Source organism: Leifsonia sp. KNZ13-11D (assembly GCF_056754895.1).
Map to the genome: position 1 here is coordinate 42,420 of NZ_JBPGWU010000002.1, position 24,527 is coordinate 66,946.

Annotated in this window: 25 protein-coding genes; 5 read left to right on the forward strand and 20 right to left on the reverse strand. The window is 66.3% G+C overall.

What is annotated here, in order from left to right:
* Positions 1 to 7: 7 nt before the first annotated feature.
* The 9 genes from ACR9Y5_RS19520 to ACR9Y5_RS19560 all read right to left on the reverse strand — a co-directional run bounded on the left by ACR9Y5_RS19520 (position 8) and on the right by ACR9Y5_RS19560 (position 8,392).
* Positions 8 to 556 (reverse strand): hypothetical protein, encoded by a 549-nt coding sequence (locus ACR9Y5_RS19520; protein ID WP_208041932.1) that lies wholly within the window; start codon positions 554 to 556, stop codon positions 8 to 10.
* Between the two features lie 12 nt (positions 557 to 568).
* Positions 569 to 1,672 (reverse strand): hypothetical protein, encoded by a 1,104-nt coding sequence (locus ACR9Y5_RS19525; RefSeq protein WP_481299647.1) that lies wholly within the window; start codon positions 1,670 to 1,672, stop codon positions 569 to 571.
* Positions 1,669 to 2,136 (reverse strand): hypothetical protein, encoded by a 468-nt coding sequence (locus tag ACR9Y5_RS19530; RefSeq protein WP_481299648.1) that lies wholly within the window; start codon positions 2,134 to 2,136, stop codon positions 1,669 to 1,671. Before ACR9Y5_RS19530 ends, ACR9Y5_RS19525 begins: the two co-directional genes overlap by 4 nt.
* On the reverse strand, positions 2,133 to 3,584 hold the full coding sequence (locus tag ACR9Y5_RS19535) for a hypothetical protein (protein WP_481299649.1): 1,452 nt from the start codon (positions 3,582 to 3,584) through the stop codon (positions 2,133 to 2,135). Before ACR9Y5_RS19535 ends, ACR9Y5_RS19530 begins: the two co-directional genes overlap by 4 nt.
* Entirely contained in the window at positions 3,581 to 5,233 is a 1,653-nt protein-coding gene (locus ACR9Y5_RS19540; RefSeq protein ID WP_481299650.1) for a hypothetical protein, read from the reverse strand. Before ACR9Y5_RS19540 ends, ACR9Y5_RS19535 begins: the two co-directional genes overlap by 4 nt.
* A 3-nt stretch (positions 5,234 to 5,236) precedes the next feature.
* Positions 5,237 to 6,682, reverse strand: a complete 1,446-nt coding sequence (locus tag ACR9Y5_RS19545; protein ID WP_481299651.1) for a hypothetical protein — start codon at positions 6,680 to 6,682, stop codon at positions 5,237 to 5,239.
* Entirely contained in the window at positions 6,682 to 7,137 is a 456-nt protein-coding gene (locus tag ACR9Y5_RS19550) for a hypothetical protein (RefSeq protein ID WP_208041938.1), read from the reverse strand. The genes ACR9Y5_RS19545 and ACR9Y5_RS19550 overlap by 1 nt, the downstream gene beginning before the upstream one ends.
* 230 nt (positions 7,138 to 7,367) lie before the next feature.
* Positions 7,368 to 7,718 (reverse strand): hypothetical protein, encoded by a 351-nt coding sequence (locus ACR9Y5_RS19555; protein ID WP_481299652.1) that lies wholly within the window; start codon positions 7,716 to 7,718, stop codon positions 7,368 to 7,370.
* Positions 7,719 to 7,810: 92 nt separating this feature from the next.
* On the reverse strand, positions 7,811 to 8,392 hold the full coding sequence (locus ACR9Y5_RS19560; protein WP_481299653.1) for an FHA domain-containing protein: 582 nt from the start codon (positions 8,390 to 8,392) through the stop codon (positions 7,811 to 7,813).
* Positions 8,393 to 9,324: 932 nt separating this feature from the next.
* Here ACR9Y5_RS19560 and ACR9Y5_RS19565 point away from each other — a divergent pair.
* The 3 genes from ACR9Y5_RS19565 to ACR9Y5_RS19575 are packed head-to-tail and all read left to right on the forward strand — an operon-like array spanning position 9,325 to position 10,709.
* Positions 9,325 to 9,786: a hypothetical protein gene (locus ACR9Y5_RS19565; RefSeq protein WP_481299654.1), complete on the forward strand. Its 462-nt coding sequence runs from the start codon at positions 9,325 to 9,327 to the stop codon at positions 9,784 to 9,786.
* Between the two features lie 49 nt (positions 9,787 to 9,835).
* The gene (locus tag ACR9Y5_RS19570) at positions 9,836 to 10,303 is read left to right on the forward strand and encodes a single-stranded DNA-binding protein (RefSeq protein ID WP_481299655.1); all 468 of its coding nucleotides are present in this window, start codon (positions 9,836 to 9,838) and stop codon (positions 10,301 to 10,303) included.
* 37 nt (positions 10,304 to 10,340) lie between these two features.
* Positions 10,341 to 10,709, forward strand: a complete 369-nt coding sequence (locus ACR9Y5_RS19575) for a hypothetical protein (protein WP_481299656.1) — start codon at positions 10,341 to 10,343, stop codon at positions 10,707 to 10,709.
* Positions 10,710 to 10,804: 95 nt separating this feature from the next.
* Here ACR9Y5_RS19575 and ACR9Y5_RS19580 read toward each other — a convergent pair whose 3' ends face one another.
* Positions 10,805 to 13,024 carry a cell wall-binding repeat-containing protein gene (locus tag ACR9Y5_RS19580; protein WP_481299657.1) on the reverse strand — a complete coding sequence of 740 codons (2,220 nt, stop codon included), beginning with the start codon at positions 13,022 to 13,024 and terminating at the stop codon, positions 10,805 to 10,807.
* A 97-nt stretch (positions 13,025 to 13,121) separates the two neighbouring features.
* Entirely contained in the window at positions 13,122 to 13,340 is a 219-nt protein-coding gene (locus tag ACR9Y5_RS19585) for a hypothetical protein (protein WP_481299658.1), read from the reverse strand.
* Positions 13,341 to 13,454: 114 nt separating this feature from the next.
* Here ACR9Y5_RS19585 and ACR9Y5_RS19590 point away from each other — a divergent pair, with 114 nt between their 5' ends.
* Positions 13,455 to 13,976: a hypothetical protein gene (locus tag ACR9Y5_RS19590; protein WP_481299659.1), complete on the forward strand. Its 522-nt coding sequence runs from the start codon at positions 13,455 to 13,457 to the stop codon at positions 13,974 to 13,976.
* Positions 13,977 to 14,102: 126 nt separating this feature from the next.
* Complete coding sequence (locus ACR9Y5_RS19595; RefSeq protein ID WP_481299660.1) at positions 14,103 to 15,347, forward strand: hypothetical protein; 1,245 nt, start codon at positions 14,103 to 14,105, stop codon at positions 15,345 to 15,347.
* Between the two features lie 109 nt (positions 15,348 to 15,456).
* On the opposite strand, the gene ACR9Y5_RS19600 is transcribed toward ACR9Y5_RS19595, so the two are convergent.
* The 9 genes from ACR9Y5_RS19600 to ACR9Y5_RS19640 form a co-directional block, all read right to left on the reverse strand.
* Positions 15,457 to 16,200, reverse strand: a complete 744-nt coding sequence (locus ACR9Y5_RS19600) for a hypothetical protein (RefSeq protein WP_481299661.1) — start codon at positions 16,198 to 16,200, stop codon at positions 15,457 to 15,459.
* Complete coding sequence (locus tag ACR9Y5_RS19605; RefSeq protein WP_481299662.1) at positions 16,197 to 18,215, reverse strand: hypothetical protein; 2,019 nt, start codon at positions 18,213 to 18,215, stop codon at positions 16,197 to 16,199. Before ACR9Y5_RS19605 ends, ACR9Y5_RS19600 begins: the two co-directional genes overlap by 4 nt.
* Before the next feature lie 11 nt (positions 18,216 to 18,226).
* Positions 18,227 to 19,774: an RCC1 domain-containing protein gene (locus ACR9Y5_RS19610; protein ID WP_481299663.1), complete on the reverse strand. Its 1,548-nt coding sequence runs from the start codon at positions 19,772 to 19,774 to the stop codon at positions 18,227 to 18,229.
* 56 nt (positions 19,775 to 19,830) lie between these two features.
* Positions 19,831 to 20,643: a hypothetical protein gene (locus ACR9Y5_RS19615; protein ID WP_481299664.1), complete on the reverse strand. Its 813-nt coding sequence runs from the start codon at positions 20,641 to 20,643 to the stop codon at positions 19,831 to 19,833.
* A 58-nt stretch (positions 20,644 to 20,701) separates the two neighbouring features.
* A complete protein-coding gene (locus ACR9Y5_RS19620; RefSeq protein ID WP_208041949.1) occupies positions 20,702 to 21,088 on the reverse strand; it encodes a hypothetical protein in 387 nt (128 codons plus the stop codon).
* A gap of 75 nt (positions 21,089 to 21,163) precedes the next feature.
* Entirely contained in the window at positions 21,164 to 21,664 is a 501-nt protein-coding gene (locus tag ACR9Y5_RS19625) for a prepilin peptidase (RefSeq protein WP_481299665.1), read from the reverse strand.
* Positions 21,657 to 22,829: a type II secretion system F family protein gene (locus ACR9Y5_RS19630; protein ID WP_481299666.1), complete on the reverse strand. Its 1,173-nt coding sequence runs from the start codon at positions 22,827 to 22,829 to the stop codon at positions 21,657 to 21,659. The genes ACR9Y5_RS19625 and ACR9Y5_RS19630 overlap by 8 nt, the downstream gene beginning before the upstream one ends.
* Positions 22,829 to 23,968, reverse strand: a complete 1,140-nt coding sequence (locus tag ACR9Y5_RS19635) for a type IV pilus twitching motility protein PilT (RefSeq protein ID WP_481299667.1) — start codon at positions 23,966 to 23,968, stop codon at positions 22,829 to 22,831. Before ACR9Y5_RS19635 ends, ACR9Y5_RS19630 begins: the two co-directional genes overlap by 1 nt.
* On the reverse strand, positions 23,968 to 24,527 hold a 560-nt coding region (locus ACR9Y5_RS19640), incomplete at its 5' end, for an ATPase, T2SS/T4P/T4SS family (RefSeq protein WP_481299668.1). The genes ACR9Y5_RS19640 and ACR9Y5_RS19635, both read right to left, overlap by 1 nt.

The following is a 24,527-nucleotide window of genomic DNA, read 5'->3' on the forward strand; positions in this document are numbered from 1 at the left end:
GCGGCGGTCAGGCCGGGGGCGGGCAGGCAGTTGCGTTGTCGCAGCTGGCTGGCTGCGGGTCGGTGACTCCGCCGAACCAGCTGTTGGCTTGCGGGACGAGGAAGAGCAGGCCGATGGCGACGACAGCTGTGATTGCGGCCGTGACGATGACCGTGCGCAGCTTCATTCCGTTGAAGGAGCGCGTCCCCCGGGCGCGGGAGGTGCCGGCGACGATGGCGATGACAGACGCGGCGGCACCGACCGAGGCGACAGCGTAGGGGATCAGCTCCGGCCGGGAGAGAACGGTCATCACGACGGCCCAAATAGCCCCGGCGGCGGCCCAGATGAGGGCGAGACGCAGGCGGCGGCGCGTGTGCTCGGTTCGACGGCTAACGTCGCCGTCGGGTCCGTTTGGAGTGCTGGTTCGCTGCGAGCCGAGGATCCTGACCAGGAGGATCGTCTGAACGGCGGCGGCAAGGATGCCGACGACGGCGACTGCGGCACCAAGCCAGGAGGTGGAGGTGAGCACGGACAGCGCCCACGCCGAGGAGGGGGACGCGGCGATTGTTTGAACCATCTGTTGTTCCTTTCAGCCGGCGGGGAGGACCAGCTCGGCGGTTGTGCGCTGGAAGTCGACATGGACGTGGTTGCACGTGTCGGCGATTTGCTTGATTCCGGGTAAAGACAGGCTGGTCCCAGCGTTGGCGCGGCAGTCGGACTGGCCGACCTGGGACCCGGCGGGAATGATCGGGCCGATGAACGTGATCAGATCGATCGACGGCTGGTTCGCGCCGGTGAGCGTGTGCCCGCCGGCCATGTAGAAGTCGACCGCTGTGGAGGGGTCGAAGCAGTGCGCGGAGAACTGGCAGTTCTGCTTGGAGCCGATGCAGGGGCGGTTGAGGTCGCTGATCCCGATCGTTTTGAACTTGTGCAGTGCTGCCACCAGGAGCTGCAGCACGCGGACATCGATGTGGCAGCTCGCCGTGACCTTGCCTGACGCGATCGGCGCGATCTCTGCGTCGATCAATCCGGGCTCGGCCTTGTCGGTGAACGTGCCCGCCTTCTGCGCGGCCAGGAGCTCGTTGGAGAGGGCGACAGCGTCGCCTGAGACCGCGCACCCCGCGGCGTTGGTTCCGCTGAGGACCGCGACAACCTGCACTGCGGGCGCCCAGTAAGCGCGGTAGAAGAAGGGATCGGCATTTCCCTGCACTTTGTGGGCAGCGATAGTCGGTTCGAGGTCCTGCCAACCGGCGACACCGGCGAGACGCTGGAAGAACGTCGTCGCGGCGTGGGTGGGGTCCATCACTTCGGCTTTGGTCCCCCAGGTGCCAAGGCACCACTGCTGCTGGAACAGGCCGAGCGAGCAGGTGAGAGATCCGTCGGGATTGGTAACGACGGCCAGATCGTCTCCGTAGCCGAGGTTCCGCAGCCCGGACTCGCCCATCGCGGTCATCACTCCGATGGTCTGCGCGGTGCGGTCCATGCCGAGCGCGGCGGCCGCATTCATGATGAGGGCCGCGTTCACCAGCCGATCGTGTGCGTACCCGGCGACAGGCTCCGCCTGGACGCTGGCCACATCGACGGAGGCACCGGCCTGGGGGCCGCACGCCGATGCGGCGCCACCGGAGAAGAGGAGAGCGACGATCATTGCGCCAACGATTGCCGGGACGGCGAGGATGGTGAGGATCTTCACTGCTCGGCTCCCGGCGCGATGGCCCGGTCGACCTCCCAGCCGCCGGCCGGGTCGGTGCGTGCGAGCTGGACGAGATATGTGCCTGCGTCGGTGGGGATGCGCACCTGTGCGGCGACGTCGGATGTCGAAATGATCTCGGCCGGCCCGATGACGTGACGAGCCGGGATGAGGTTCGGGTTCGTGTCCGCGTAGGCGGTGCGAGCGTAGGAGGACAGGTACGGCGCGATTCCGTCGAGCCACTCACCAGGAGAACGGCTCGTGGCAACAAACGCCTGCATGAAGGCGACGGCGACCTGGTCGGCCGCGGAAGCGTCAGGGGCGGGGGTCACAGCGGCGGGAGTCCAGCCCTCGACGTCGACGGTGGGAGCGACGGTCGGTGTCGTGGTGGCGGGCTGGGTGCATCCTGTCAACGCCGCGGCGATCGCGAAGGCGAGCACGACGATGACGCGCCGACGAGCGCTCATGCGGCGGTCCGTCGCTTCTCGTCACCGACGAGGCCACCGTCGGTGTTGGTGAGCGTCTCCTCGAGCTTGGAGCGCAGATGGCGGACGTGAATCTCTGCCTTCTGCCCGCGCTTGAGGTAGTGGTGTCCCTTCTCCAACGTCATCAGGGTCTGCGCGGCACCCGGCTGCAGGCCGGTGATCCGCTCAACGGCCTCCGCGTCGTCGCGCCGCTCTTGCCGGTACAGGTGCAGGGTTCCGGCCTCTTTGATGAACGCGATCGCGGGGTCATCCGGCGGAATGTCGTTGACGTGGTGCAATCCGACAACAAGGCACAGTCCGAGACCGCGGGAGAGCTTGGCGTTGGAGCGGATGATCTTGCCCATCGGGCCGCCGACGAGAAACCACCCCTCGTCGACGATGAAGTAAGTGACGATCTTCTGACCGGCCACACGGGAGCGACGAATCGTTCCGAGCACCCAGACGTTGATCACCATCATCACGATCGAGATCAACGGGCCGTCTTCCGGAAGCCCGTTGATGTCGAAGACGGTGAGCTTCTCGTCGAGCCTCACGTCCTCGCTGGTAGGTCCGTCGAACAGGCCCGGGAACTCCACGATTAGCCGCTCGAGGAGCGCGCCGACAGTCGCGGCCGCCAACGCGTACGCCTCGGCCACATTCGCTCGCAGGTTGTCGGCGGGGGCGAAGTATTCGAGTTCGGCGATCAGATCCATCAGCTGCGCCCTGTCGCCGCGTGACGTGACAACGTCGGCAAGCGCCTGGCGTAGCATCTTGCGCTCAATGGCGGTCAGCGGGGTGCCATCGTTCAGCAGCTGGCACGCGTTCGAGAGGATCGCGAGCGAGCCGCCGGAGTTTCCCGCGGCGAGCAGCGCAGGGTCCAGCAGGTTGATACGCGAGCCGAACCCATCCAGCGAGAACCGGATCGGATTGACGCCTGCAGTCTTGGCGACGGGCTGATATTCGCCGTAGAGAACCTGTTCGCCGTTGGGGTTCTCGTCCACGCTGCCCGGCTTGTAATCGACGACGACGAACCGGGTGTTCTTCAGCAGCAGTGGGCGCAGGAGGTAGACGCATTTGATGAGAGATGATTTGCCGGAACCGACAGCTCCGAGCACGGCGACATTGGGGGAATCAACGATGCCGAGCAGGTACGCGGTTACGGGGTCGTGGGCGACCATCGACCAGGTGAGTCCGTCCTGGCCGATCAGGATCCCCTCTGTCGAGGTGGGGGCTGCGGTCAGCGCAAGGTTGAGGATCTCCGTCTGCCGAGTCGTCGACGGCGCCCCCTGCACTGCGACCCGGCCGAAGCCGAGCATTCTCTTGAACCAACCCTGCTCTCGTTCCCAGCCTTGAGGCTCATGCGGGGCATCGGCCAGCAGGATCATTTCCATTGATGGAGAGGTCAGACGGTCGATGTCGAGGTCGATCGGGGTTTCTCGGGTGTCGGTCACAGCGCTTCCTTCGGTCCGGTGCCGGCCAGGACGTCGCGCACGCGCGCGTCGGTCGAACGGGGGGTTGGGGTGATGCCGCGGCCGGTGGGCCAAGTGGTCGCGTTCGCGGTGGCGTGCAGGGAGTCGATCCACTCGAGGTGATCGATTCCGGCTTGGCCGGCGGCGTCCTCGATGGCTTCCGTGGCGTCGACCATCGCTGTCTTGTTCGCAGCGTGGATGGTGATGTACCCGACCCAGTTCGCGCCATGGATACCGGTTCCCGGTTCAAGATCGCCGAGGCGGCGGGCTGAGGCGCGCTGCCCGACGTTCGTCGCCGCGTCGACCAGCTCGCCCTTCTTGACCGCGCGGAGCCGGTCCGCTTCATCCGAGGTGAAGTCCGCGGCGGCCGCCTTGCGGGCTTCCTGCTGCGAAGTGACCTCAATGTGGAAGGAGATCGTGCGCACGACCGGGCGGGTCATCCTGGTGAGCAGTGCGTCATGCCAGAACACTCCGCGTTCACCCGTCTCGACGTGCTCGGCCGTGATTCGCGCTGTACGCGCCAAGGAGACGGCCAGCTCACCGTCGAGCTCCGCAGAGTAGGTGGTGTACGACCACTCGTCCTTCGAGGGGAGCCAGCCGCTGTAGGCGGACAGGTCGTCGATGCGGGCGATGTCGTACTGCGGCAACTGAAGGTGCCGGAACACCGCGGCAGTCTGCAGGGCGGTGAGAGCGGTGACGTTCTTGAATCCCGCAGCGAGAAGGTCGGCTTGGATGCTGCGGATCTCATCGTCCATCAAGACAACCCAGCCCTCACGGCCTTCGCCGCGGCGGGCGGCGCGGGCACGAAAGCGAGGCGACAGCGGCCAGCTGATGGTGATGTACCGATGCTGGACGGGTGATGAAGCGGTGTACTTCGTCAGGAGCTGCCGGTAGGAGACGGCGAGGATACGCGGGACACGCGAACGGACGACCCCGTCGATGGTGACCGTCTCATCATCGAGTCGGCTTCGGAGCCAGGACGCGTGGAGCGCGGAATCGGCGTGCTGAACGTGAGAGACGTACTGGATGCGTTGCGCAAGAGACTGCCGGGAGCCGAAGCCAGCGGCAAAGCGTCCCGCCGCGGCGGACGCGTAGTCGTAGACGGGCTCCCCGTCGAGCCCTTCGACCTGTCCGGCCGTGGCGAAAGTGACCGCCAGGTAGCTCTCAGCACCGTCAGGCTCGTGAAGTTGGATACCCGGCTGACGGCGGCGGGATCGCAGCCACGAAAACCCGTCCATCCCGTCCGGGACATCGCGCATGGCCCGCAACTGAAGCAGCGCCGCCCGTCGCTGGCGGCGACCCTTGGCGGTGTTGTAGGCCTCGGTGAACTCCTCCCACATCTCGGGAATGTAGGGGATGAAGTGGTCGTAGCCGTTCTTCACCTTGCCCCGCCAGGCAGCCCTGCGCACCACCCGGGAAAGGAGGGAGCCGTTCCGGGTGGACATGGTTGCTACCCACGCGGCCGCCACCAGGAGGATCCCGATAAGAAATCCCCAGGGCATGAAAAGCAGCGCGACGATGAAAGCGGCGACGCCGGCGATTGCGAGCGTCCAAAGGCGGCCCTTGCCGACGTTGCCGCCGAGGAAGCCGCGAGATGTCGACTCGCCGCCAAGAACTCCGGTCCGTGCCATTGATCAGTCCCTCTCGTCTCCGGCTTCGCCGATCTGATTCGCGTGCGCCTCCAGCTTCTGAAAGCCAGCGGCAACGGCCCGAGCGCCCGCGGCAAGCAGCATCGGCACGCCAACGGCGGCCCCCACACCGGTTGCGGAGGCTGCCGCCCCCGCCCCGGCCATCGCGCCCGCTCCGCCTGCCGCGGCACCGGCACCACTGGCAGCGCCGCCGAGCGCGCCCCCAGCGCCGCCGAGCGCACCCCCGGCGCCGCCGAGGGCTCCGCCCGCGCCCGTTGCCGCTCCTCCTGCGCTGCCGGCGGACGCTGCCGCGCCGCCTGAAGCCGGGCTCGCTGCGGCACCGCCGCCCTTGGCGGCCGCGGGGCCGGCCGCAGGGATCGGCTCGCCAGAGGCTCCGCCCGGCGATTGTTGAGCGGTTCGCGCGGGCGAGCTGGACCCTTGGGGTGCCGGGATGTTGTTCGGGTTCGGCGCAGACACGCCCCCGTCGCGGGTTGTGCCACCGCCGCCGGCCGGGTTAGTGAATCGAGCCAGGCGCCACAGTGCGGCGGGGGCCAGCGCGGCGATACCCATCATCAGCACGGTCAGTCCGAGTTTGACGAAGGTCTGCGGTGCTTGGAGAGGGTTGGTTGCGTCCGACTCGATGCTCGCGATGTTCGCGTTGACCGCCTTGTAGGCGATGCCGAGGAGCAGGAACAGGAGCACGTGCGAAATGGCGATCCCGGAGAAGATGATCGGGCCCTTCCACCCGAACTTCCGTGTAGCAGGGTGCACGATCCAGACGTAGCCGAGCGGGATGATCGCGCCCATCAGGTACTGCATCGCCAGCTGCACCATCAGCATGAGCACCACGGCGACGAGCGTGACGATCATCGCCAGGAGCAGGAATCCGCCCATGAAGTACCCGATGCCGGATCCGACGACGTCCAGCTTGCTGAAGGAGTGAGCGAGGTTCGAGTAGAAGTCGACCGTGCTCGAGGACACTCCCCACTGGGCCAGCCAACTGACCAGGGACGTAATCAGAGTGGAGGTAGCGATACCGATCGCAGGACCGAATGCCGTACCAATGAGGAAGGCTGGCATCGCGATTCCGAAGGTATCGATCACCGTCCGACCAGAGCTTTTACCGCTCTTGCGCTCGAACACCACGAAGAGGCTGATAACAGCAAGGACTAGCAACGAAAGCCCAAACGACAGCGCGTACGACTGGAGGAACCAGCGCGCGGAGAAGTCGGGCTTCAGCGCGTTGAGCACCCAAGGAATCAGCCCTCCGGCGAGGAACTGGATGGCGTTCTGAAACTGCTCGATGATCCATCCGGGCGGGTTGGCCGCGAACTGGATTCCACCGGTGATCGCCTTGACGGGTTCGGGGATGAACCCGCCGATTGCGTCTCCGATGTTCGAGCCCGTGTCGCACACCCACTGAAAGGGCCCGCAGCTGTTGTCGGCGGCCATCAGCAGCCTCCAGAGAACGGGCTGCCGGTACGCTCAACCGCGGCCGCGTCGACAGTGGCCCCGTTGACGAGCTGCCAACCGTCGTCAGTCGGGGTGAGGGTGAACAATCCCCCGCCGCGGATCCCGTGCTGGCCGTCCGTGCTCGACGGTTGCCCGTCCTTCAGCAGGTACCCGGTGAGGGCGACGACGACCTGGTCGGGCTTGGCTGACTCGATCACGTAGCGGGCGGTGTAGAGCGAGAACGCATGCGATGATTCGTCGCCGAAGGGGTTACCCACGCTCGGCAGTGCTGTCGCCCGCTCAAGGACGTTGCCGGCGCTTGCCGCAATCAATGCGTCACGTGCTCCGACCGCCATTCCGGGGTCGGAGTAAGTGGACAGCTGCTGGTAGGCCCCAAGGAACTCGACAGCGCCGACGGGAGTGAAGTTCTTTTCCGCCCGAAGCTTGTTGAACATGACGGCCGTTGGCGGTGTGCCGAGGAGACATCCGCGAGCGGCGGACGCATCGGGGGCGGCAGTTGCCGCGGGCGTCGGGCTCGACGGTGTACGGGTCGCTCGAGGGGCCGCCTCTGGGGCCTTGCCTGCCTGGCCGATCAGAATCCCGGCCGTTACGGCGACCACGAGGGCCACCGCTACGCCGATGAGCCACCAGATGCGCCGACCCTTTCGTGGCGTCGTAGGACTGGTCATGCCTTGCCCGCGTTCGCGAAGAAGATCATGCCGGCGAACAGCGTCGGAACCAGTGTGAGGGCGCCCGCCGTGATGAAGGCGCCGATGACCTTGTTGCGTCCCTTCGACTTCTTCTGCGGGTTGTCCTCGCTATTGATGTGACGCAGGTGAAGAAGCGAGATGATCACGATGAACGCGGAGGCGACGATGCAAGCGCCCCAGGCGCCGCCGAGCCACCACTGCCAGGTGCCTTTGAACGCACCGCCGAAGAAGTCCATCGACGGCTTGACGCCGTCGAAGGGGTTCTGGTCGGAATTGTCCGTGTGGACAAGGATTGCGCTTTCGAGACGAACGAGATGGTGCAGCATGGGTGGTCCTTTCTAGGTTGTGGTTGAGGAGAGGTGAAAAGTGCAGTCGGCCGACGTGCGCCGACACCCACCGACGGTGGGTGATAGGCAGCTCATCCGGCTTCTCCGTCGACACGGAGAGTGATCTGGATACCGCCGCACTCGAAGACATCCCCGGGGGCCAGGGTGTAGCGCGTCTCCGGGATCAGCTGCCCGGCCGGGACGCCGGCCCAATTGACCGCCCAGGTTCCGTTGGCCGAGGATCGGTCCATCACCCACACGCCGTCGCCATCGAGTCCGAACGCGAAATGAGTCCGCGAGAGCTCGCGCCCCAGATCGGCGATCTGTACGACGCGCGTGACGGAGTCCTCGACGTGGGGGGCGCGCCCCACCACCCCTTCGCCCGTAACTGGCACCCGCAGACCGGTGCTGAACTGGAGATACCGGCGGGTTTTGACGTGTGCAATGCGGGGCGGGCGTAGCATCGTGCGCTCGTCGAAGCCATCGTCGAGGTCCTCGTCAGCGGTGCGGGCTGCGGCGACATCCTCGGGTCCGGCCGCAATGATGAGCGGCGGCGCGGGTGCCAGCGGCTGCACGCGCGAGAGCAGTCCGGGATCTACTTGAACGGTCTCGGCCGATGCCAGCGGTGGGACGGCAGGTAGCTCCGGCTCTCCGTGCGCCGATGCTGCAGGCACACTGTTCTTCTCGGAGCGTCGACGCAGCAGTGAGAGCCGCTTTCCTCCGGCCGGAGGCTGTGCAGCGACTTCGGCGGGACGCTCCTCAATCACCTGGCGTGCCAGCTCGGCGGCTGTTTCGGGTGCCACCGTTGGGGGAAGGGCGAGTGGTTCCGCGTGGGTGGCAACTCGGCCCGCTTCGGGGAAGAGATCGCTGAGGGTGCCGCCCAGCGGCAAGCTGCAGAAGGAGCAGAAGGCGCCGTTCGGAACGTATTCCTCGCAGTGGGGGCAGGTCACCCACGCTGAGGCGGAAGGGTTGCTTACCACTGGGCCGCCTCGTCACGTTGGGTCTTCTGCTGTGGCCGTGTCAGCCGTGCATTGCCGTTCATTCCCGTCTCCTCCACAGGTCGGTATCGAGGCCAGCTGAGCCGGGGGTGGAGGCCCCGACTCAGCTGCCCTCATTACCTAGATGGGCCGAGCGCGCACCGAGCTCGAACGGAGGCGTAACGGACAGCGTCCAATGCGACTGCGCGCTCGGCCCATCTAGGTAGTGAGCGGCACAGCGCGCTCAGTACCGGAAGGATCATTCGTGGAAGAAGACCCCCGCTCGTCGGTGCCACCGAGCCCGGCAGTCAGCCCAGACACTCAGTCCGACAGCGTCGGCGGCTACCAAGTGCCCATCGACCCGATGGACTTTCTGCAGTGCGACGGATGCCAATGACGGCACGGCGGCGCGAGGTCGAAAGACTCGCTCGCTGCACCGAACCAATCCCCCTCACCCCCGTCGACGCGGACGCTCAGAGAGCGGAAGCGGCCGCCCTGGCTCAGATGAACGCGGATCTAGAGCAGCTCAGGGACCAAGGCTGGCAAGTCAAGCGTGAGAACAGGATGACCAACCTGGAGGAGCGCACCTACATGATCCAGCACATGCTCGAGCGCCCGATCGAGGCTCAATGCTGAACTGGGTGGTCGCGAGCAGGAAGCGGATACTCATCCTCGGTGTCGCACTGTGGATCGGCGTCGCAGCCATTGCGGTGCTCAATCCCCTGAAACCGGGCATCATCGCCACGCTGGCTGCGACCTGGCCCCTTTGGTTGGGGATTCCGGTGGCTCTAGTAGCAGTAGTTCTCCAGTTCGGCAGCTTGGCCGCCTCGGTCATCATCCCCATCACCGTGTTCGCGCTGATCGTCTACGGGGAACCCTGGAGCGAACGCACTTCGCGTGATCGCTCCGTCGTCGCCGCATCGCCGCGAGCGGGCATCTACATCGGGCGAAAGGACTCGATCGCCGACACCTCACTCCCCGCACGAGGGGCTGTGGCGGCCCGCGGCACCGGCGTCAATTTCGCACTGGAGGCCACCCTCGAGAAGACCCGCGTCTCGCGACGCACCACCAAGAAGGGAACAACAGCATGACAATCAGAATGCCGTTCAAAGCCGCTAACTCCGTGACGAGGATTGCCTGATGGCCGGCGAGACCGTCATCACTGTGGTGGGGAACCTCACCGCCGATCCCGAGCTGCGCTACACGCAGAACGGGCTGGCTGTCGCCAACTTCACCATCGCGTCCACCCCTCGCACGTTCGACCGTCAGGCGAACGAGTGGAAGGACGGCGAGGCTCTGTTCCTCCGCGCCAGCGTCTGGCGCGAGTTCGCGGAGCACGTCGCCGGTTCGCTGACCAAGGGGTCGCGCGTCATCGCGCAGGGCCGCCTGAAGCAGCGCTCCTACGAGACGAAGGAAGGCGAGAAGCGCACCAGCATCGAGCTCGAGATCGATGAGATCGGCCCGTCGCTGCGCTACGCCACCGCTCAGATCACCCGTACGCAGTCCTCCGGCGATAAACCGGGCGGCCCAGAAGGAAGCGCGGCGCCCGACGAGGAGCCATGGGGCCGGTGGAACCTGCCTCCTTCCGACGAGCCGCTCCCGTACTGAACAGCCACAACCCGGACCACCACGAAAGGACACAACGATGTTCACTATCGAGAAGATCGCTGACAACTCGGGCGTGCTGCGCAACGTCGTGACCGGCGAGAGCATTGAGGACACCCTTCAGAACCTGGACGCCTACTTGAAGGCGTTCGAACAGCTCCAGGACACCACCACGCTCATCCGTCGCGCCCCGAACGTCGAGGCGTGCCGGTCTGCCCTCCGAGCTGCCCTAGGCGTCAACGATGAGCAGGCAGACGCCATCCTTAGACTGCGGTTGGAGACGATTGTGGACGTCACTCGTGACCACGTCCTGACCGCCGACGAACGAGCCCGGATAGAAGCCGAGCGAGCCGAGCGTGCCGCACGACGTGCCAACCCGGCGCGGAGAGAAGACTCTCCGCAGGGCTAAGCACCCTCACCGCTACCCCAGCGCAGACGCCCGGTGCCCAACGGCACCGGGCGTCACTTCTTGCGCAGCTCGGTGTCAGCTGGGCAGGCGCAAATTCAGAACCCGCTGAAGCAGTAGAAGAATCGGAAGTAGGTTCCGTTCAGGTCGTAGGTCCAGGGGAAGCTGAAGTCGTAGGACTCGTAGGCGTTGCCCTGGGGTCCGGGATCGTGAGCGGCGAACTGGACCGGGTCGGGGCACTGGGAGAAGGGCATGTAGTAGCTGTTCATGCCCGCGTAGGCGGCCTGTGACGGCTTGTCCGGGACGGGCACCGCTCCGGATGCCGCACCACCGATGCTCGCGCCGCAGGCGACCAGATTTGCCGCCTCGGAGGTCAGCGAGGCGTTGCCGCCCAGCAGCGTGACGTTCTTGATGCCCCAGCTCTGAATGTCGGCCAACGTCCGCTGCGGGACGCACCATCCCGGGACCGTGAACAGCGACGCCCCCTCCTTCGCCGCCAGCGCTCCACCCGCCAGCGCGTCAGGGAAGTTCAGTCCGTTGGCCAGATACACGTTCTTGGGCGGGTTCGCTGCGCTGTACTTGCCCTCGTTGAGCAGCTGCGAGGTGGCGAAGCGGTCAGCGCCGTCGTTCTCGGTCACATTGGCGATGCTGCGCAGATCGTTGACCAGGTAGGGCGGCATGCTGGTACCTCCTCCCGCGGTGACGATGTTGAACGGAGCCATCGAGCGGATCAGGCTCATCGTCTCCGCATCGACGTGAGACAGGTTGGTGTTGATCAGCACCACCGGTGAACCGGTGGACCCGGAGATAGCGGAGGCGGACAGCGCGTCGGGGAAGTTCAAGCCCGAGGCGACGTACACGGTGTCGTTGTTGCCAGGGAACGCGTAGGAGAGCAGGGCCTTGTTGGTGGCGAAACGGTCCCCTCCGGTGATGCGTGTGATCGACGGAGCCAGCTTGGACAGTGCTCGATACACGTTGTCGCTCACGCTGTTCGGCCCGCCCACCACGACGATCTGGCTGGGCTGGAGTCGCTGGATCTCCGCTGCAGTGGCGTCTGGAAGGGACCAGCTTGTGGTGAGCAGCAGCGGCCCGCCCTGCTTGACCGCGGCAGGGCCGGCGCCGAGGGCGTCGGGGTAGCCGAGACCGGAGGCGACGTACACCACTGGCGCGGTACCGGGGTAGGACTGCTGGGAGATGCTCACCGCCGTGGTGAAGCGATCCCCTCCGCTGACTCGCGCGGTCGTCGGTAGCGCGGTGGAGACCAATGGGAGTCGAGTCACCGATGCGGAGCCCCCGTTGGTGACCAGCGCCGCATTCCCAGCCGGTGAGATGGCGATGTCCCGAGGATACTTGCCGGCGGCAAGCGGAGTGCCCTCCTTCATCGTGCCCAGGTTGATCACCGAAACGGTGCCAGCGACCAGGTTGGTGATGTAGGCGTACTGGCCGTCCGGTGTCAGCGCCAGCTGTCCGCGGTCGGCTCCGCCGTTGGGAGTCGGGAAGTAGGTGGCAGGGGCGTAGCTGACAGTCTGGATCACCTGAGCGCGGGCCACATCGATCACCGACAGCGAGGCGGTGTAGGAGTTGCTGGACGCGCCCTGCTCCGAGACGTATGCCTTACTCCCATCTGGAGAGAACTTCACGTCCTGCGGATACCAGGGCAACGTGATCGTGCCAGTGACCGTGTTGCTCGCCGTGCTGATCACCGAGATGGTGGAGTCCACGTGGTTGAGCGCGTAGAGCTGAGTGCCGTCAGGCGACAGTGCCAGCGCCGTGGGCCACTCCCCCACCGGGATGCTGGCGGTGATGGTGTTGCTGCTCAGGTTCACCACGGACACCGTCTTGGTGCCCTGCTGAGTGGTCCCCGGCGAGCCGTTGCTCACGTAGGCGGTCGAACCATCAGCGGTGAGTGCGATCCGCTCGGGATACTTGAACCCGGTGATGGTTGCAGTGACCGTCTTGGCGCCGGCGTCTATCACCGAGACGGTGTGGCTGCTGTAGTTGGCCACGTACACCTTGGCGCCGCTCTTGCTCACACTCACGCCGTGAGGGTTGATCCCCACCGGAACGGTGGCTGCAACCAGTCCGGTGTTCGGATTGATCACCGACACGCTGCCCGGATTCTCGGCGTCGAGGTCGTTGGCGACATACGCGGCTGAGCCATCAGGCGAGTACGCCACCGACGCGGGATTGTTGCCAACCGGGAACACTCCCGTGTCTGCACTCGCGGGAGCTGCGGCGATTACTCCTGTTACGAGCAGCAGCGAGATGGCAGCGATGATCGAGCCTGCCTTGAACAGCGAACCTGTCAACGGTTGCACGTGGTCTTCCCCCTGAGAGATGAGCAGCTCTCCCGGTCTGCTCTCGAATCATTCTGACGGCGTACTCGAGTCCGGTCGCGTTCGCGGACTCCGAGACTCAGGTCTCGGTTGCCGCTTCGTCTGTGGTGCCTTCTCCTGGGATCGGCTCCCCCAAGACTTCGCTCGCGCGAGACAGTCCCGCCGTACGCAAAAACGGTGACGGCTTCTCCCCGGCGCGGGCCGCGGCTCGCTCGAGGAACGCCTGCTGCACAGCGCTCATCCGCACATGGTTATCGACGGAGAGGCGCTCGTCGTCCTTCTTCGGTGGCCGTGGCATGACGCGAGTATATCCGTAGACCAAAAACGTTGACACCATTCGAGTTATTGGTCTACGGTTTCGGTTATTGGTCTACAGAAACCACGACCTAACGAAAGGAAGGGGTCACCGCGGATGACAGCACACACGCACATGAAGATCGCCGACCCTCTGCCGGGGCGCGGAGGAGCCATCCAGCTGGTTCACTACTTCCCGACACGCGATGGCTGGGCCTCCGAGCTGGTTGAGGGGAAGTACCTGTCGGCCACAACCTCAACGATCAAGATCCGCCGCGGCGGCGAGACCGTTGAGCTAGACCGCGACAAATGGGCGGTCTGCATGTCCGACCCGCCCGTGGAGGCTCCCCCTGCTGATCCAGCCCCGGCGCTCGCGCCCGCTGAGGCGGTGGCCGCGGCTACCTGCTCCGCCGTCCGAACGCGCTTCATCGACGACCCTGCCGTCAGGGATATCCGCCCGGTGGGGTCCCATGGCAAACAGCGCGCCGGTACCCGAAAGTGCGCGCAGTGCGGCGCCGAGGTAACAGTCACCCAACGTCTGGTGGGAGGCATACCGGCAACGGCGTGGCTCTACGAAGAGCACACGGTTTGCGACCAGGAGGCAGCCCACCAGGAGGAGGCCGACATCGACGCCGAGTGAGCCTTACGCACCCCGACACCGGGCCGAGTGTGAGCAGTGAACACCTCGGTCTCAACAGATCACGTCGCCCTGCCTGGGCGTATCCGTGAGCGCCGAGCGCTCTAACCTAACCAAGGGGGAACAACCTTGAGCACTGAAAGCACCACCGATAGCGCCCCACCGCGGGGCATCAACAGACTCTGGACGTGGGCGACGTCGCATCGGGCAACGGCGATTGCCGCCGGTGCCGGCGCCGCCGTCGTCATCGCCGCGGCCGCGATCGGCATCCCGGCGGGCGTCAGCACCGCGCAGCACTCCGACGCAGACGCGGCGTACCAGGCCGCACGGATCAAAGCGGTCACCCAGTACCGCCAGGACGTGAAGGCTCAGAAGGACTTCGCGGCCGCCGTCGCGTCTGCCGGCGAACTGCAGAAGCAGCTCACCCAGATCCACGACCAGGCGAAGGCCGGTCAGTACCTGCCGGACGCCCAGATCAAGGCGTTGGCCGTGCAGCTGGACCAGTTGAAGATGTACGCGGGGTTCAAGGCCGGAAAGCCTGTCCAGGATCCGCATCCGGCGGGCACGCCGACCTCCACAACGGAGCAGCTGCAGAAGGAGACGGCGCGTCTGACCGCACTCGTCGACGGGCAGGCTGGTGCGGCAGAGAACACTCTGAAGGGCGGTCCCGGGATCGTCGCCCAAGTGAAGACCGCGAACCGAGCGCTCGCCCAGATGGTGACCGGCCTCGACAAGTCGGCCGACGCGGCAGCAATTCCCGCGCTCGACGTCGACGCGAAGGGCGTGATCACCGCCCTCGCCAAGGCTGGCCAGGGCCAGAAGGACGCGCTCACCAACGCTGCGGCCTCCGCCCAGAAGGCGGTGCAGGAGGGCAAGAGCCCGGCACCGCTGCTCCTGGACTTCCTCGCCAAGGCCAAGGCGGTTCACGAATCGCATGACGCCACCGTGGCTGCGGAAGCGGCCGCGGCCGCGCAGGCCGCTGCTGAGGCGGCCGCGCGTGCCGGGCAGGCTTCCTACACCGACCCGAGTACGGGCGTGACGCACCCCACCCCTCGGGGCGGTGGGGGCGGCGGCTCGGGAGGCGGCGGCGGTGGCTCGACGGGCGGAGGTGGCTCCACAGGTGGTGGCGGCTCCACAGGTGGTGGCGGGTCCTCCGGTGGTGGCGGTGGTGGCGGCTACACTCCCCCGCCGGTCGACCACACGCCGCACGTCAACGCCGGTGGCGCGTACACGCCAGGCTGTGACGGAGCGTTCAAGTACTCGCAGACCACCTCGAGCGGCGGCGCCATCAGCATCAACGTCGGTTACCCGTACACCTACAGCACCTTCAGCACCGACGACGGCTGGGGCCTGTCGGTCTACGCTTGCATCTAGGCTGCGCCGCGCAAGTAGCGCACGGCACCTCGCCTATCCCCCTTGGCAGGTGCCGCCCCCAAAGAGAACCCCGCGAGCCATTGGCTCGCGGGGTTCTCTGCTGCTGGGGTCAGGAAGCGACGGCCGCGATCATCACCACGGTTCGTCCGTCCTCCGTCGAAGCGGACGCGAACGACACCTCCGTGGCGGTCGACGCCAGGAGCAGCTGCCGCACATCCGATGGGCCGTCCTTCTGAGCAGAGCCGAAGAGCAGGATCTTCTCGTCGATGCCGCCAGCGCCGGCGATCAACGCGACCTGTCTCCCGCACACCATCGAAACGCCGAACGCAGACCGTCCGTCGTAGTCGTGAACGTGCTCACGTACCCACGTCTCCATGCATCCGTCGGGAGCGATCGTCGCCGCCACGGGCTGCGCCGCAGATCCGCTCACCATCGCGCGAGCCATAAGCAGCTCCTTCGCGAAGGAGTCGGCGAACAGGCTCGTTGTCGACCGGGCCCGCGACGTCGGATCCGCTGCGCCCGCCGGCATCGTGCGGTTGGCAGCTACCTGCGGCTGCGGAGGCGGCGTGTAGACCGCATCGGGGGTCTGAGCCGACTTTGCGTTGGCTTCCTCCCGTTTCTTCTCCGCGGCTGCGGCCTCCTGCTTCACCTTGAGCTCGGCTGCAGCACGCGTCTCCTCCGTCTCCCCCACCGGGTGGTGCTGCGCGTACACGCGCTCCGCCGCGGATTGGGCGGTCAGCGCACCCACGCCGAAGTAGAGGCCCGCGGCCGCGGCCGCCACGACGGCGACCGCAACACCTGCCGCGGCGAAGGCTTTCGGCCGCGGCGACAACCCCTTCCGGTGCGCGCTCACGGGTACACCGTCACTGTCACGCCGGCGCCGATCGGACTCATAGGGCTGACGTATCCCCACGGGGTCGCGCAGTTGTACTGGGCGTTGGTGTACGTCACGTTGCGGGCGACCGCGTTGGGCAGCTGCCAGTAGTCCCCGAACCCAAAGTTGTGCCAATATTGGCCGCCGCCCCAGTCGGTGGACATCCAGCCGTTCGAGTTCAGGTTCGATCCGGCGGCGCAGTAGGTGATGTAGTTCACCGCGAGCGACGAGCAGCCGCTGGGGGCGTTGCACGTCGAGTGCGTCCAGTAGATCGGGGCGGTGTAGGTGTAGATGTTGTACGCGTTCCACACCGGCGCACCGGGCTGCGCCATCGGCGTGATCCACTCCTTTGACTGCACCTGCACGACAGGGCTGTAGAGACCGTTGGGCGACGCGCAGCGTGTCTGCAGGCCCATGCCGTAGGGGTAGCCCTGCATCGCGTACGAGGGACCCCAGTTGACCTGGGTGAGGTTGTTCGTGAACGGGCCCTGGTATTGGATGGCGTTGTTGTAGGTCTTGCTGGTGGTGCCCGCGTGGTTCTCCAGCTGAGACGCCTGCAGCGTCGTCCCCGCCGGGCAGGTGCCGGTGAAGTTCCATTTCACGTTGCCCGATGCGTAGTTGCCGTTGTAGCCGGTGCGCGTGTAGGTCATGTTGGCGCCCGCCGGCGTGGTCGGCCATGGCGTCGTGATGACGGCGGGGGTGGAGGCTGCGCCGTCATTGTTGACCAGCGCCGTCAAGTAGTAGTTGGCGTCGGCTCCGTAGGTCCAGCCCTGCGTCCACTGCACGTCATAGGTGAGAGCTGTCGTGGTCGCGATCACAGCACCTCCTACGCTCGGGACTTTGGTGGATGCGAGGCCTAGCTGGAAGGTGGTGGGCAGGCTCGACACTGCCGTCCAGCTGAGGGAGTGTGTCCAGTCGTTCGCTCCCTGCTTGACCGTCAGGAGCGACGGCGGGACGTCCTGGTGGTAGTTGGCGCTTGCCGTGCTCGTCGCGCTGCCGGTCCCGCAAGCGGCGGTGAGGGTGACGGTCCCGCTGCTGCCGTTGGGCACGCCGGCGAGGTCGATGGTGGAGGCCGCGCCGGTGAGGGTGCGCGCCGTCACGACGTTGACCGGCGGCACACCGGCGGGCGACGAGGTGGTGTAGGTGAGGTTGAGGTTCGTGGGCATCGCGTCGCATACGCCGCCGGTGAACGTGACGCTCACACCTTCCCTTGCACCTGAGTAGGTGGTGCCCAGGGTCTGTGATCGGACGATGCTAGTGATGCGCAGGTCGGACGGGGTGGGGATCGGGCTCGTGGGCGGTACGAAGCGAATCTCGCCTGCGGCTGGCGCGTTGACGATTGCGGTAGTGCCGGTGAAGACTCCCTGGCGCGAGAACTTGGCGAGGTCCTCGTCGGCGCTCTTGACGTCGATGCGAATCAGGTAGGGGCGCAGGTCGTTCCAGTCTGCGTCCGTGACGTTTGCGGGCCGCGAACCAGAGGACAGTGTGGGGTTACCGGTCGCGTCGAAGGTGATGGTTCGGCCTCCGAGGTTTTCATAGACGATCGGGGCGGACTGCAGCTGGTCGACGCGCAGCTCTGACTGTGTGGGCGATGGGTCGATCGGACTCGACGGGCTGCACTCTCCGCTCACGGTCGCCGCGGTCGAGCGCAGCGTCGTGACACCGTTCGAGGTGGTGGTGTACCACTGCTTGACCGAGCAGTTCCCGCCCGTTGTGGAGAGCAGCGCGACTCGGTCCGATCCGTACCCGTGTACGAGTGTCGACGCGCGGACGTCCTGCTTGAACTCGATATCCCCAACATTGAGACGCACGGAGGCTGTGGCTGAGTTGCTGAGGATGGAGTTGAGGGTGACCACGACGATGGTCGCTGCGATCGCTGCAGCGATGAGGGCGGCGCGGATCGGGGCGTTGACCACCAATTCCTTGATGCTGCCGGCAGCGTCTCCTCTGGAGCCCTCCAGGAGCCGGAGCCGGTGTGAGATGAATTTGCGCATGGTGCCTTCCTCTACTTCCAGCTGGGGGGTGTGAATCCGGTGGGGCGGGGCATCCGTTGAGCGCTGGCGGCGCTGCCGCTCAGCGTGGTCGGCCAGAGGCCGCTGCCATTGGTGCCGATCGCCCACAGCATGCCGTCGGTGTCCACGGCTGCGGTGACGTTCGCGTCGACAGTGGTCTGGACGCTGCGGAACTTGGCGCTGCCCGCGTCTACGGGGGTTGGTGCTGTCTTGTTGCTGGTGTCGCCCGTTCCGAGAGCGCCGGAAGATCCTGCCCCCCAGGCGAGGAGACGCCCGGTGCTGTCGATCGCGAAGGCGCGGCCCTGGCCGCCGGAGACCTGTACGAAGATCGTCCCGGCCGCCACCTTCACTGGCGTCGGCCTGTTCGTCGTGGTGCCGTCTCCAAGCGCCCCGTTGGCGTTGTTCCCGGCAGCCCAGAGCTGGCCGCTGGGGTCGATGCCGTAGAAGGCTGTCGCTCCGGCGCTGATCTGTGTGAACGTCGTGGTGGCTGGGATGCGAGTGGCGGTGGGCGTCGGGGTGGTGGTACCGGTGCCGAGCTGGCCGTATGTGTTGTCGCCCCAGCTCCAGACACGCCCCTGGACGTCCAAGGCCCAAGTACTCGCGCCGCTCGTCGCGACGGCGGTGAAGCGGGTGCTCGCGGCGACCTGTTGAGGTGCGTTGTAGGAGAGCTTTGCGCCATCGCCGAGCTGACCCGCCGTTCCTAGGCCCCAGGCCCACAGTCGATGCGAGGTGTCAATGGCGAAGCTCGAGCCGCCGGCAGTGGTGATGGCGATGAACTTGTGGTTCTTGATCGCCTCGGGTGCGCATACCTGGTCGCCGGAGCGTCCCAGCCCCAGCTGGCCCTGAGTGTTGTTGCCGTACCCGTATGCGGTGCCGGTGGCGTCAAGGAGGAAGGCGGTGTCGGTGGTCGCGATGACCGTGCGAACATCGGTCGGCGAGGTGAGTCCGGCTGCGCTGACTGGAGTGGTGGAGGCTGCACCGGTTCCCGCCTGGCAGGCGGTGTTCGCTCCGTAGACCCAGGGTTGGCCCGCGCTGTCCACCCCGTTGCGGGCGCTGGCCGTGACCCACGTGGTGCCCGACTGCGGCCCCTTCATCTGGTCTTCGGTGACCTTAGTGGTCTGCCCGGCGGCGACTCCCCAGATCGTGAAGGGGGTCTCGCCATCTACCGTCACCCAGGTCGGGTGCCCTTTGGCGTCGAGAGCGCTGATGTGTGAGGCCTTGGTGGCCTGGATGACGACGTCGCGGGTCATGATGAGGCCGCCGTCGACCTGGTCTGCCTGAACGCGAAGGGTGCGGCTGGTGCCCGCGGCGTTGAGCTCGTCGGAGACGATGCTGGTGCACACGGCGGGGTTGGTTCCGCATTGGCGACCGGTCGGAGGGACGCTGCTGCCGCTGAGGTTGCTGTCCAGCGATGCGGCGTAGGCCTGCGCTCGGTTCTCGAGCGCCTGGCCGAGCTGCACCGTCAGGGCGGCCTGTTCGGTCACGGCAGCGTTGTTGGTAACGATCGTGGTCATGACGTAGAGGCCGGTGATGGCGGCCACGCCGAGGACGATGGTGACGCGGAGATCTCCGCGTTTCCCTCTGAGTCGTTGACGAATCATGAGGCTGCTCCTGCGTCGTAGATGAGGATGGTGTCGGTGACTGCGGCACCGTCGCTCACCACGAGGGTGACGGGTCCGCCCGCGCTGACCGCAATCGTGCCGATGTAGTTGGCCCCGTCTGCGCTGATCGGGATAGTGGCGAGTGTTTTGCCGCTCTGCAGGAGGCGCAGCTCGGCGCTTGTCTGAACTGATCCGGCATGAATGAGGTAGCGCCAGATGCGAGCGGCGCTCGGGGTGGCCGTCGCCAGTACGGTGCCGGTCGCGGCGGGGAGCGGGGAGGCTTGAACGGCGGGGTCGACGGAGCCGATGGGCGTCTGCAGGCTCGGGTCCATGCGGATGATGGGTGCAGGGACGAGGGTTGTGACGTCGTCGGCGCGGAAGAGGGACGCGTGCAAGCAGCGACCGTCCGCGACGTTGACGACGGTGGTGCAGGTTGCTGTCGTGTCGGCGCGGTCTCGGGCCGTGAGGGCCTCGTAAGTGACGCCGCCGGGCTGCGTTGTCGCCCAGAGTGCGACTTTCGCGATGGTGCCGGAGGGCAGAGTGACGGTGCGCAGGTCCGGGCTCGTGGCGGTGCCCCAGGTGATGCTCGGGCGTTTGTCGTCGACGAGCGCCGAGATCGCTGAGAGGCGCTCGGAGACGCTTCCGGTTGCGGTCACGACTCCGGCGGCCGCCGGAGTCGTGGTGGCGATCAGGGTGGCCACCACGGTGAGCACGATGACGGCCGCGAGAGAGTCGCGGATGCTGCCCTTCTCGCCGGCTAGAAGTCGCCGGAGGGGCTTGCTGGCGTTGGGGAGCAGATTTACGGGCACGGGAGTCCTCCGGGTGAGGGGGCCGGCTCGGACGAGCCGGCCCCCGGGACGGGTTCTGTTACGGCGCCGCCGGGCAGGTGACGCCCGCGACGGTGGGGATGGTGTCGGCGGAGCGGGTTGCTCCCGAGTAGGTCCACATCGGCTTGCCACCGTCCGCGACCGCGACGGCGCAGAACGCGGCCCCGTCGCCGCTGACAGCGACGGAGACCTTCGTGCCATCGGGGACGGTCAGGACGCCGGCAGCGGTGAGCTGGTCGGCGGTGCCGTAGCTGCCGTGGTTGGTCTTGTAGATCGTCTGGGCGCTCTGCACGGTGCTACCGATGCCGCCGGAGTTCGACGTGTTGAGGCCGATCAGGACGCCGACCATGATGACGCCGAAGATTGCGACGGTCGCGATCCAGCCAGCGTTCGTGGTAAGCCATTCTTTGATGCCACCTGCGGGCATGATTTCTCCTTTGGGTTAGTGGTGCGTGGTTTGTGTTGAGGGTTGCTTGTCCGGGGTACGTCGGGTCCGATTGCCCTAGGCGGCCACCTCCCCGGTTCCGTGGGTGAGGATCGTCAGCCCGACGATCGCGGCCGCCGCCAAGGCGGGACCGTGAGCGGTGTTCTCCTCATCCGCGTTGTGGACTCCGCGGGTGAGCTGGGCGATGACGGAATGGAAGATGAAGCCGAGCAGGAACACGACCGCGGCCAAGAGCGGGCTGGCCATTCCGAAGACCCCAATCGGAACGCCGATGAGCTTGATGTCGCCAGCGCCCACAGGTGTGCGCCCGGCGGCATCGTCAGCGACAGCGCGCTCGAGGTAGAAGACGAAGGCCAGCGCACCGCATGCAGCGCCGGTAACCCACTGAGTCGAGTTGAGGTGGTCGAACGCGCTGGCAGCGACGACGGCCGTTCCAAGCGCGAGGATGCTCAGGTTTGGGATAGTGCGGGTGCGCGCGTCCACGGCAGCGATGGCAAGTAGCCCCACGGTCAACGCCGTCGTGGCAGTCACGGGTTGCCCCGGGATCAGCTCAAACATGTCCGGTCATGCTCCCCATGTCCTGGAGCGAGATCGCCATCGGCGTCATCAGCATGAACACCGTCGCGACGCCGAAGAACAGCGAGAAGTCCTCCACCTTGCGGCCGAGGCGGTTCGCCAGTTCCGTCGACGCGTTCTGCGCCTTCTTGCCGTAGGCGACGCTGAGCTCCTGCAGAACCGTGATCCGCTCAAGGGCTCCCGGCTGCAGCGTGAGCCGGTGAGCCAGGATCTTTGGGAAATAGGGCGACGCGGCGACGCCGGCGAGGTCTTCGACACCGTCATAGATCCGCTGAATGTGCTCGTCGACGTGGAGAATGATCGCCTCGTTGCCGGTTGCCCGGGCGGCCGTGCGGAGCGCCTCCGGCTCGTCCATGCTGGCGTCGAGGCTGGACGCGAGGACCTCGCAGAACTTCGCCGCCGCGTCGTGGATGGTGACTTTGCTCAGCAGCTGGCGCAGCTTGGCCCGCTTGCGCTTCGGAGCGCTCAAGATGAGTCGGTCGAGCTTCAGCCGAGTTCGCGGGTTCTTCTTGCCGGTTTTGTTGTACCAGGTCATCGCCGCCACGCCGCCGACGAGCGCGATGCCGGCGAGGATGCCGAGCACCTTCGTACCGTTCATCATCATGGTGGCCACTACGGCAGCGCTGGGCCCGAGCGACGCAGGGTTGCTGAAGGCGAGGTTGACCGAGACCACGATGATGATCACCGTGAGGATCGCCAGGCTGATCGGTCCGCCGAGCTTGACGCGGAGTTCGGCGGTCAGGTTGGAGTTGTTGCGGATCAGCTCGGCCGAGCGGCGCAGGTTCCGCCAGAGAATCTGCTGGTTGACGCCTGCGATGAGTAGGTCGCGTGCAACGCGCGGGAAGACGTTCTCCTCGTTGTTGAACGCATCCGTGAGACTCACGCCCTCGGCGATCCGCTCCGCCATTCGGCCGTAGGCTTCGCCGACCGTGGAACCCGCGTAGACGCGCGAGAGGGTGTTTACCGTGCCGTACTCAGATTCTCCGGCGCGGAGCAGCGACTCGACGTCTTCCAGGGTCTCTGCGATCTCTTCGCGTGTAGACCGGTACAGCGCGACGGCTTTCGCAGGCTTCGCCTTCGCTTGTGGAGCTGGGGTCAGTTCCGCAGCCGCGGCGGGTGCTTCCTCGAGGAAGTTGATGTCGGACATTACGCCTCCAGGTCGGTGCGGACGGGCATGTTGAGTGCTTCGGTGAGCGCCTTGGGGTCTCGGAGGGTGGCGGCGGCGGTTTCTCGGGTCACCTTGCCGTTGCGCACGAGGTGCGCGAGGGAGTCCTCGAACGGCACGTTTCCGGCGCGGCGGCCGGCACTGCGGAGGTAGCTGCGCACGTGGTGGAGTGCACCGCCGCCCGTGGCGTCGCCACGGATGGTGCCTTCCAGCTCGCGGTCGTTGATGGCTACCTCCTGCACGAGCGCCATCTGCATCTCGTCCGGAGCGACGTTCTCCCCGTCTTTGCGGACGAGCGACTGGACGACGATCGCCTGCAGGGCCTGAGCAAGCTGGGTGCGAGCCAGGTGCTGCTTGTCGGCGGGATAGAAGGAGATCATCGCTGCGATCGCGTCTTCGACCGAGCTTGCGTGAAGGGTGCTGATCACCAGGTGTCCGGAGAGCGCCGCATCCAGCGCGGCCTGCGCGACCTCACCGTCGCGGATCTCGCCAATGACGATCACCCGCGGGTGGGAGCCCTTGGCGTCCTTGATGCCGTCCTCGTAGCTGCGGAAGTGCGTGCCGAGCTCACGTTGCGTCACCAGTCCCCGGGTGGGGAAATGCAGGAACTCGGCCGGGTCTTCGAGCATGTAGACGTGCGAGTCGACCGTGTTCATGAGGTCAGCAAGGCAGGCCGCCATCGTGCTGCTCTTACCCGAACCGGTTGGTCCGGCGATGCCGATGAATCCGGAGGGGCGGTGTGCAAGCTGGACGACCTTCCGCGGCAGCCCGAGCTGCGCGGCAGTGGGAATGGTGCGAGGGATGATTCGCAGGGTTGCTGCGGTGCCGTGGACGGTGCGCTTGAACGTGGCACGAGCGCGGTAGTCGCGCGCTTGATCGATCGAGGCGAAGGCCTGCCAGGTGGCGGGCGTCCAGCCGCCTTCGCGATGGTGCTCAAAGAGCGACTCAGCGAAGGCGTCAATCGAGCGGGGATCCAGCTGCGGGATCTCGGGGATGGCGGTGGTCTGCTTGTACTTGACCGTCAGAACCCCGCGGTGTGGGGTGAGGTGGATATCGGAGCAACCCTCAGCTCCGTATCGGTCGACTAGTTCAGCGACGTCGGCAGCGGTGAATGTCGTCATCAGCGAGCCTCGATCCCGAGGATGCGGACGGCTTCGGCCTGGTCTGTGACACCCTCAGCGATGAGCTGGTCCAAGTTGGTGGCGAACTTCGTGGAGTTGGCGTCGGCGACCGCGTGCAGCTGCGTGCTCGAGCGGCCCTCGATCATGGCGTCGATGAAGCTGTCGGTCTTTGTGAAGATTTCGTGCACCGATCGCATCCCCGAGTAGCGCCGCTGACCTCCGGTGCGGTTGAGGGTCCGGACGAGACGCTGAGAGACGACGCCGCGAACCCCGTCGAGCATTGAGAGCGGTTCGGCCTCAGCAAGTTTGACGAATCGGCGTAGCGCCGCGACGCCGTCGGTGGCGTGGATGGTCGAGAGAACGAGCTTCCCCATGTCGGCGAGTTGCGCGGCCAGGCGGGCTGTATCGCGGTCGCGGACCTCGCCGACCACGACCAGGTCCGGGTCGGCCCGGACGATCTTCTCGAGGATCGCGGCGAAGCCTGCCTGCGCGCCGTTAGATTCGTTCACTTCGATCTGCTCGACGCCGTCCATCAGCTGCTCGACCGGATCCTCGATTG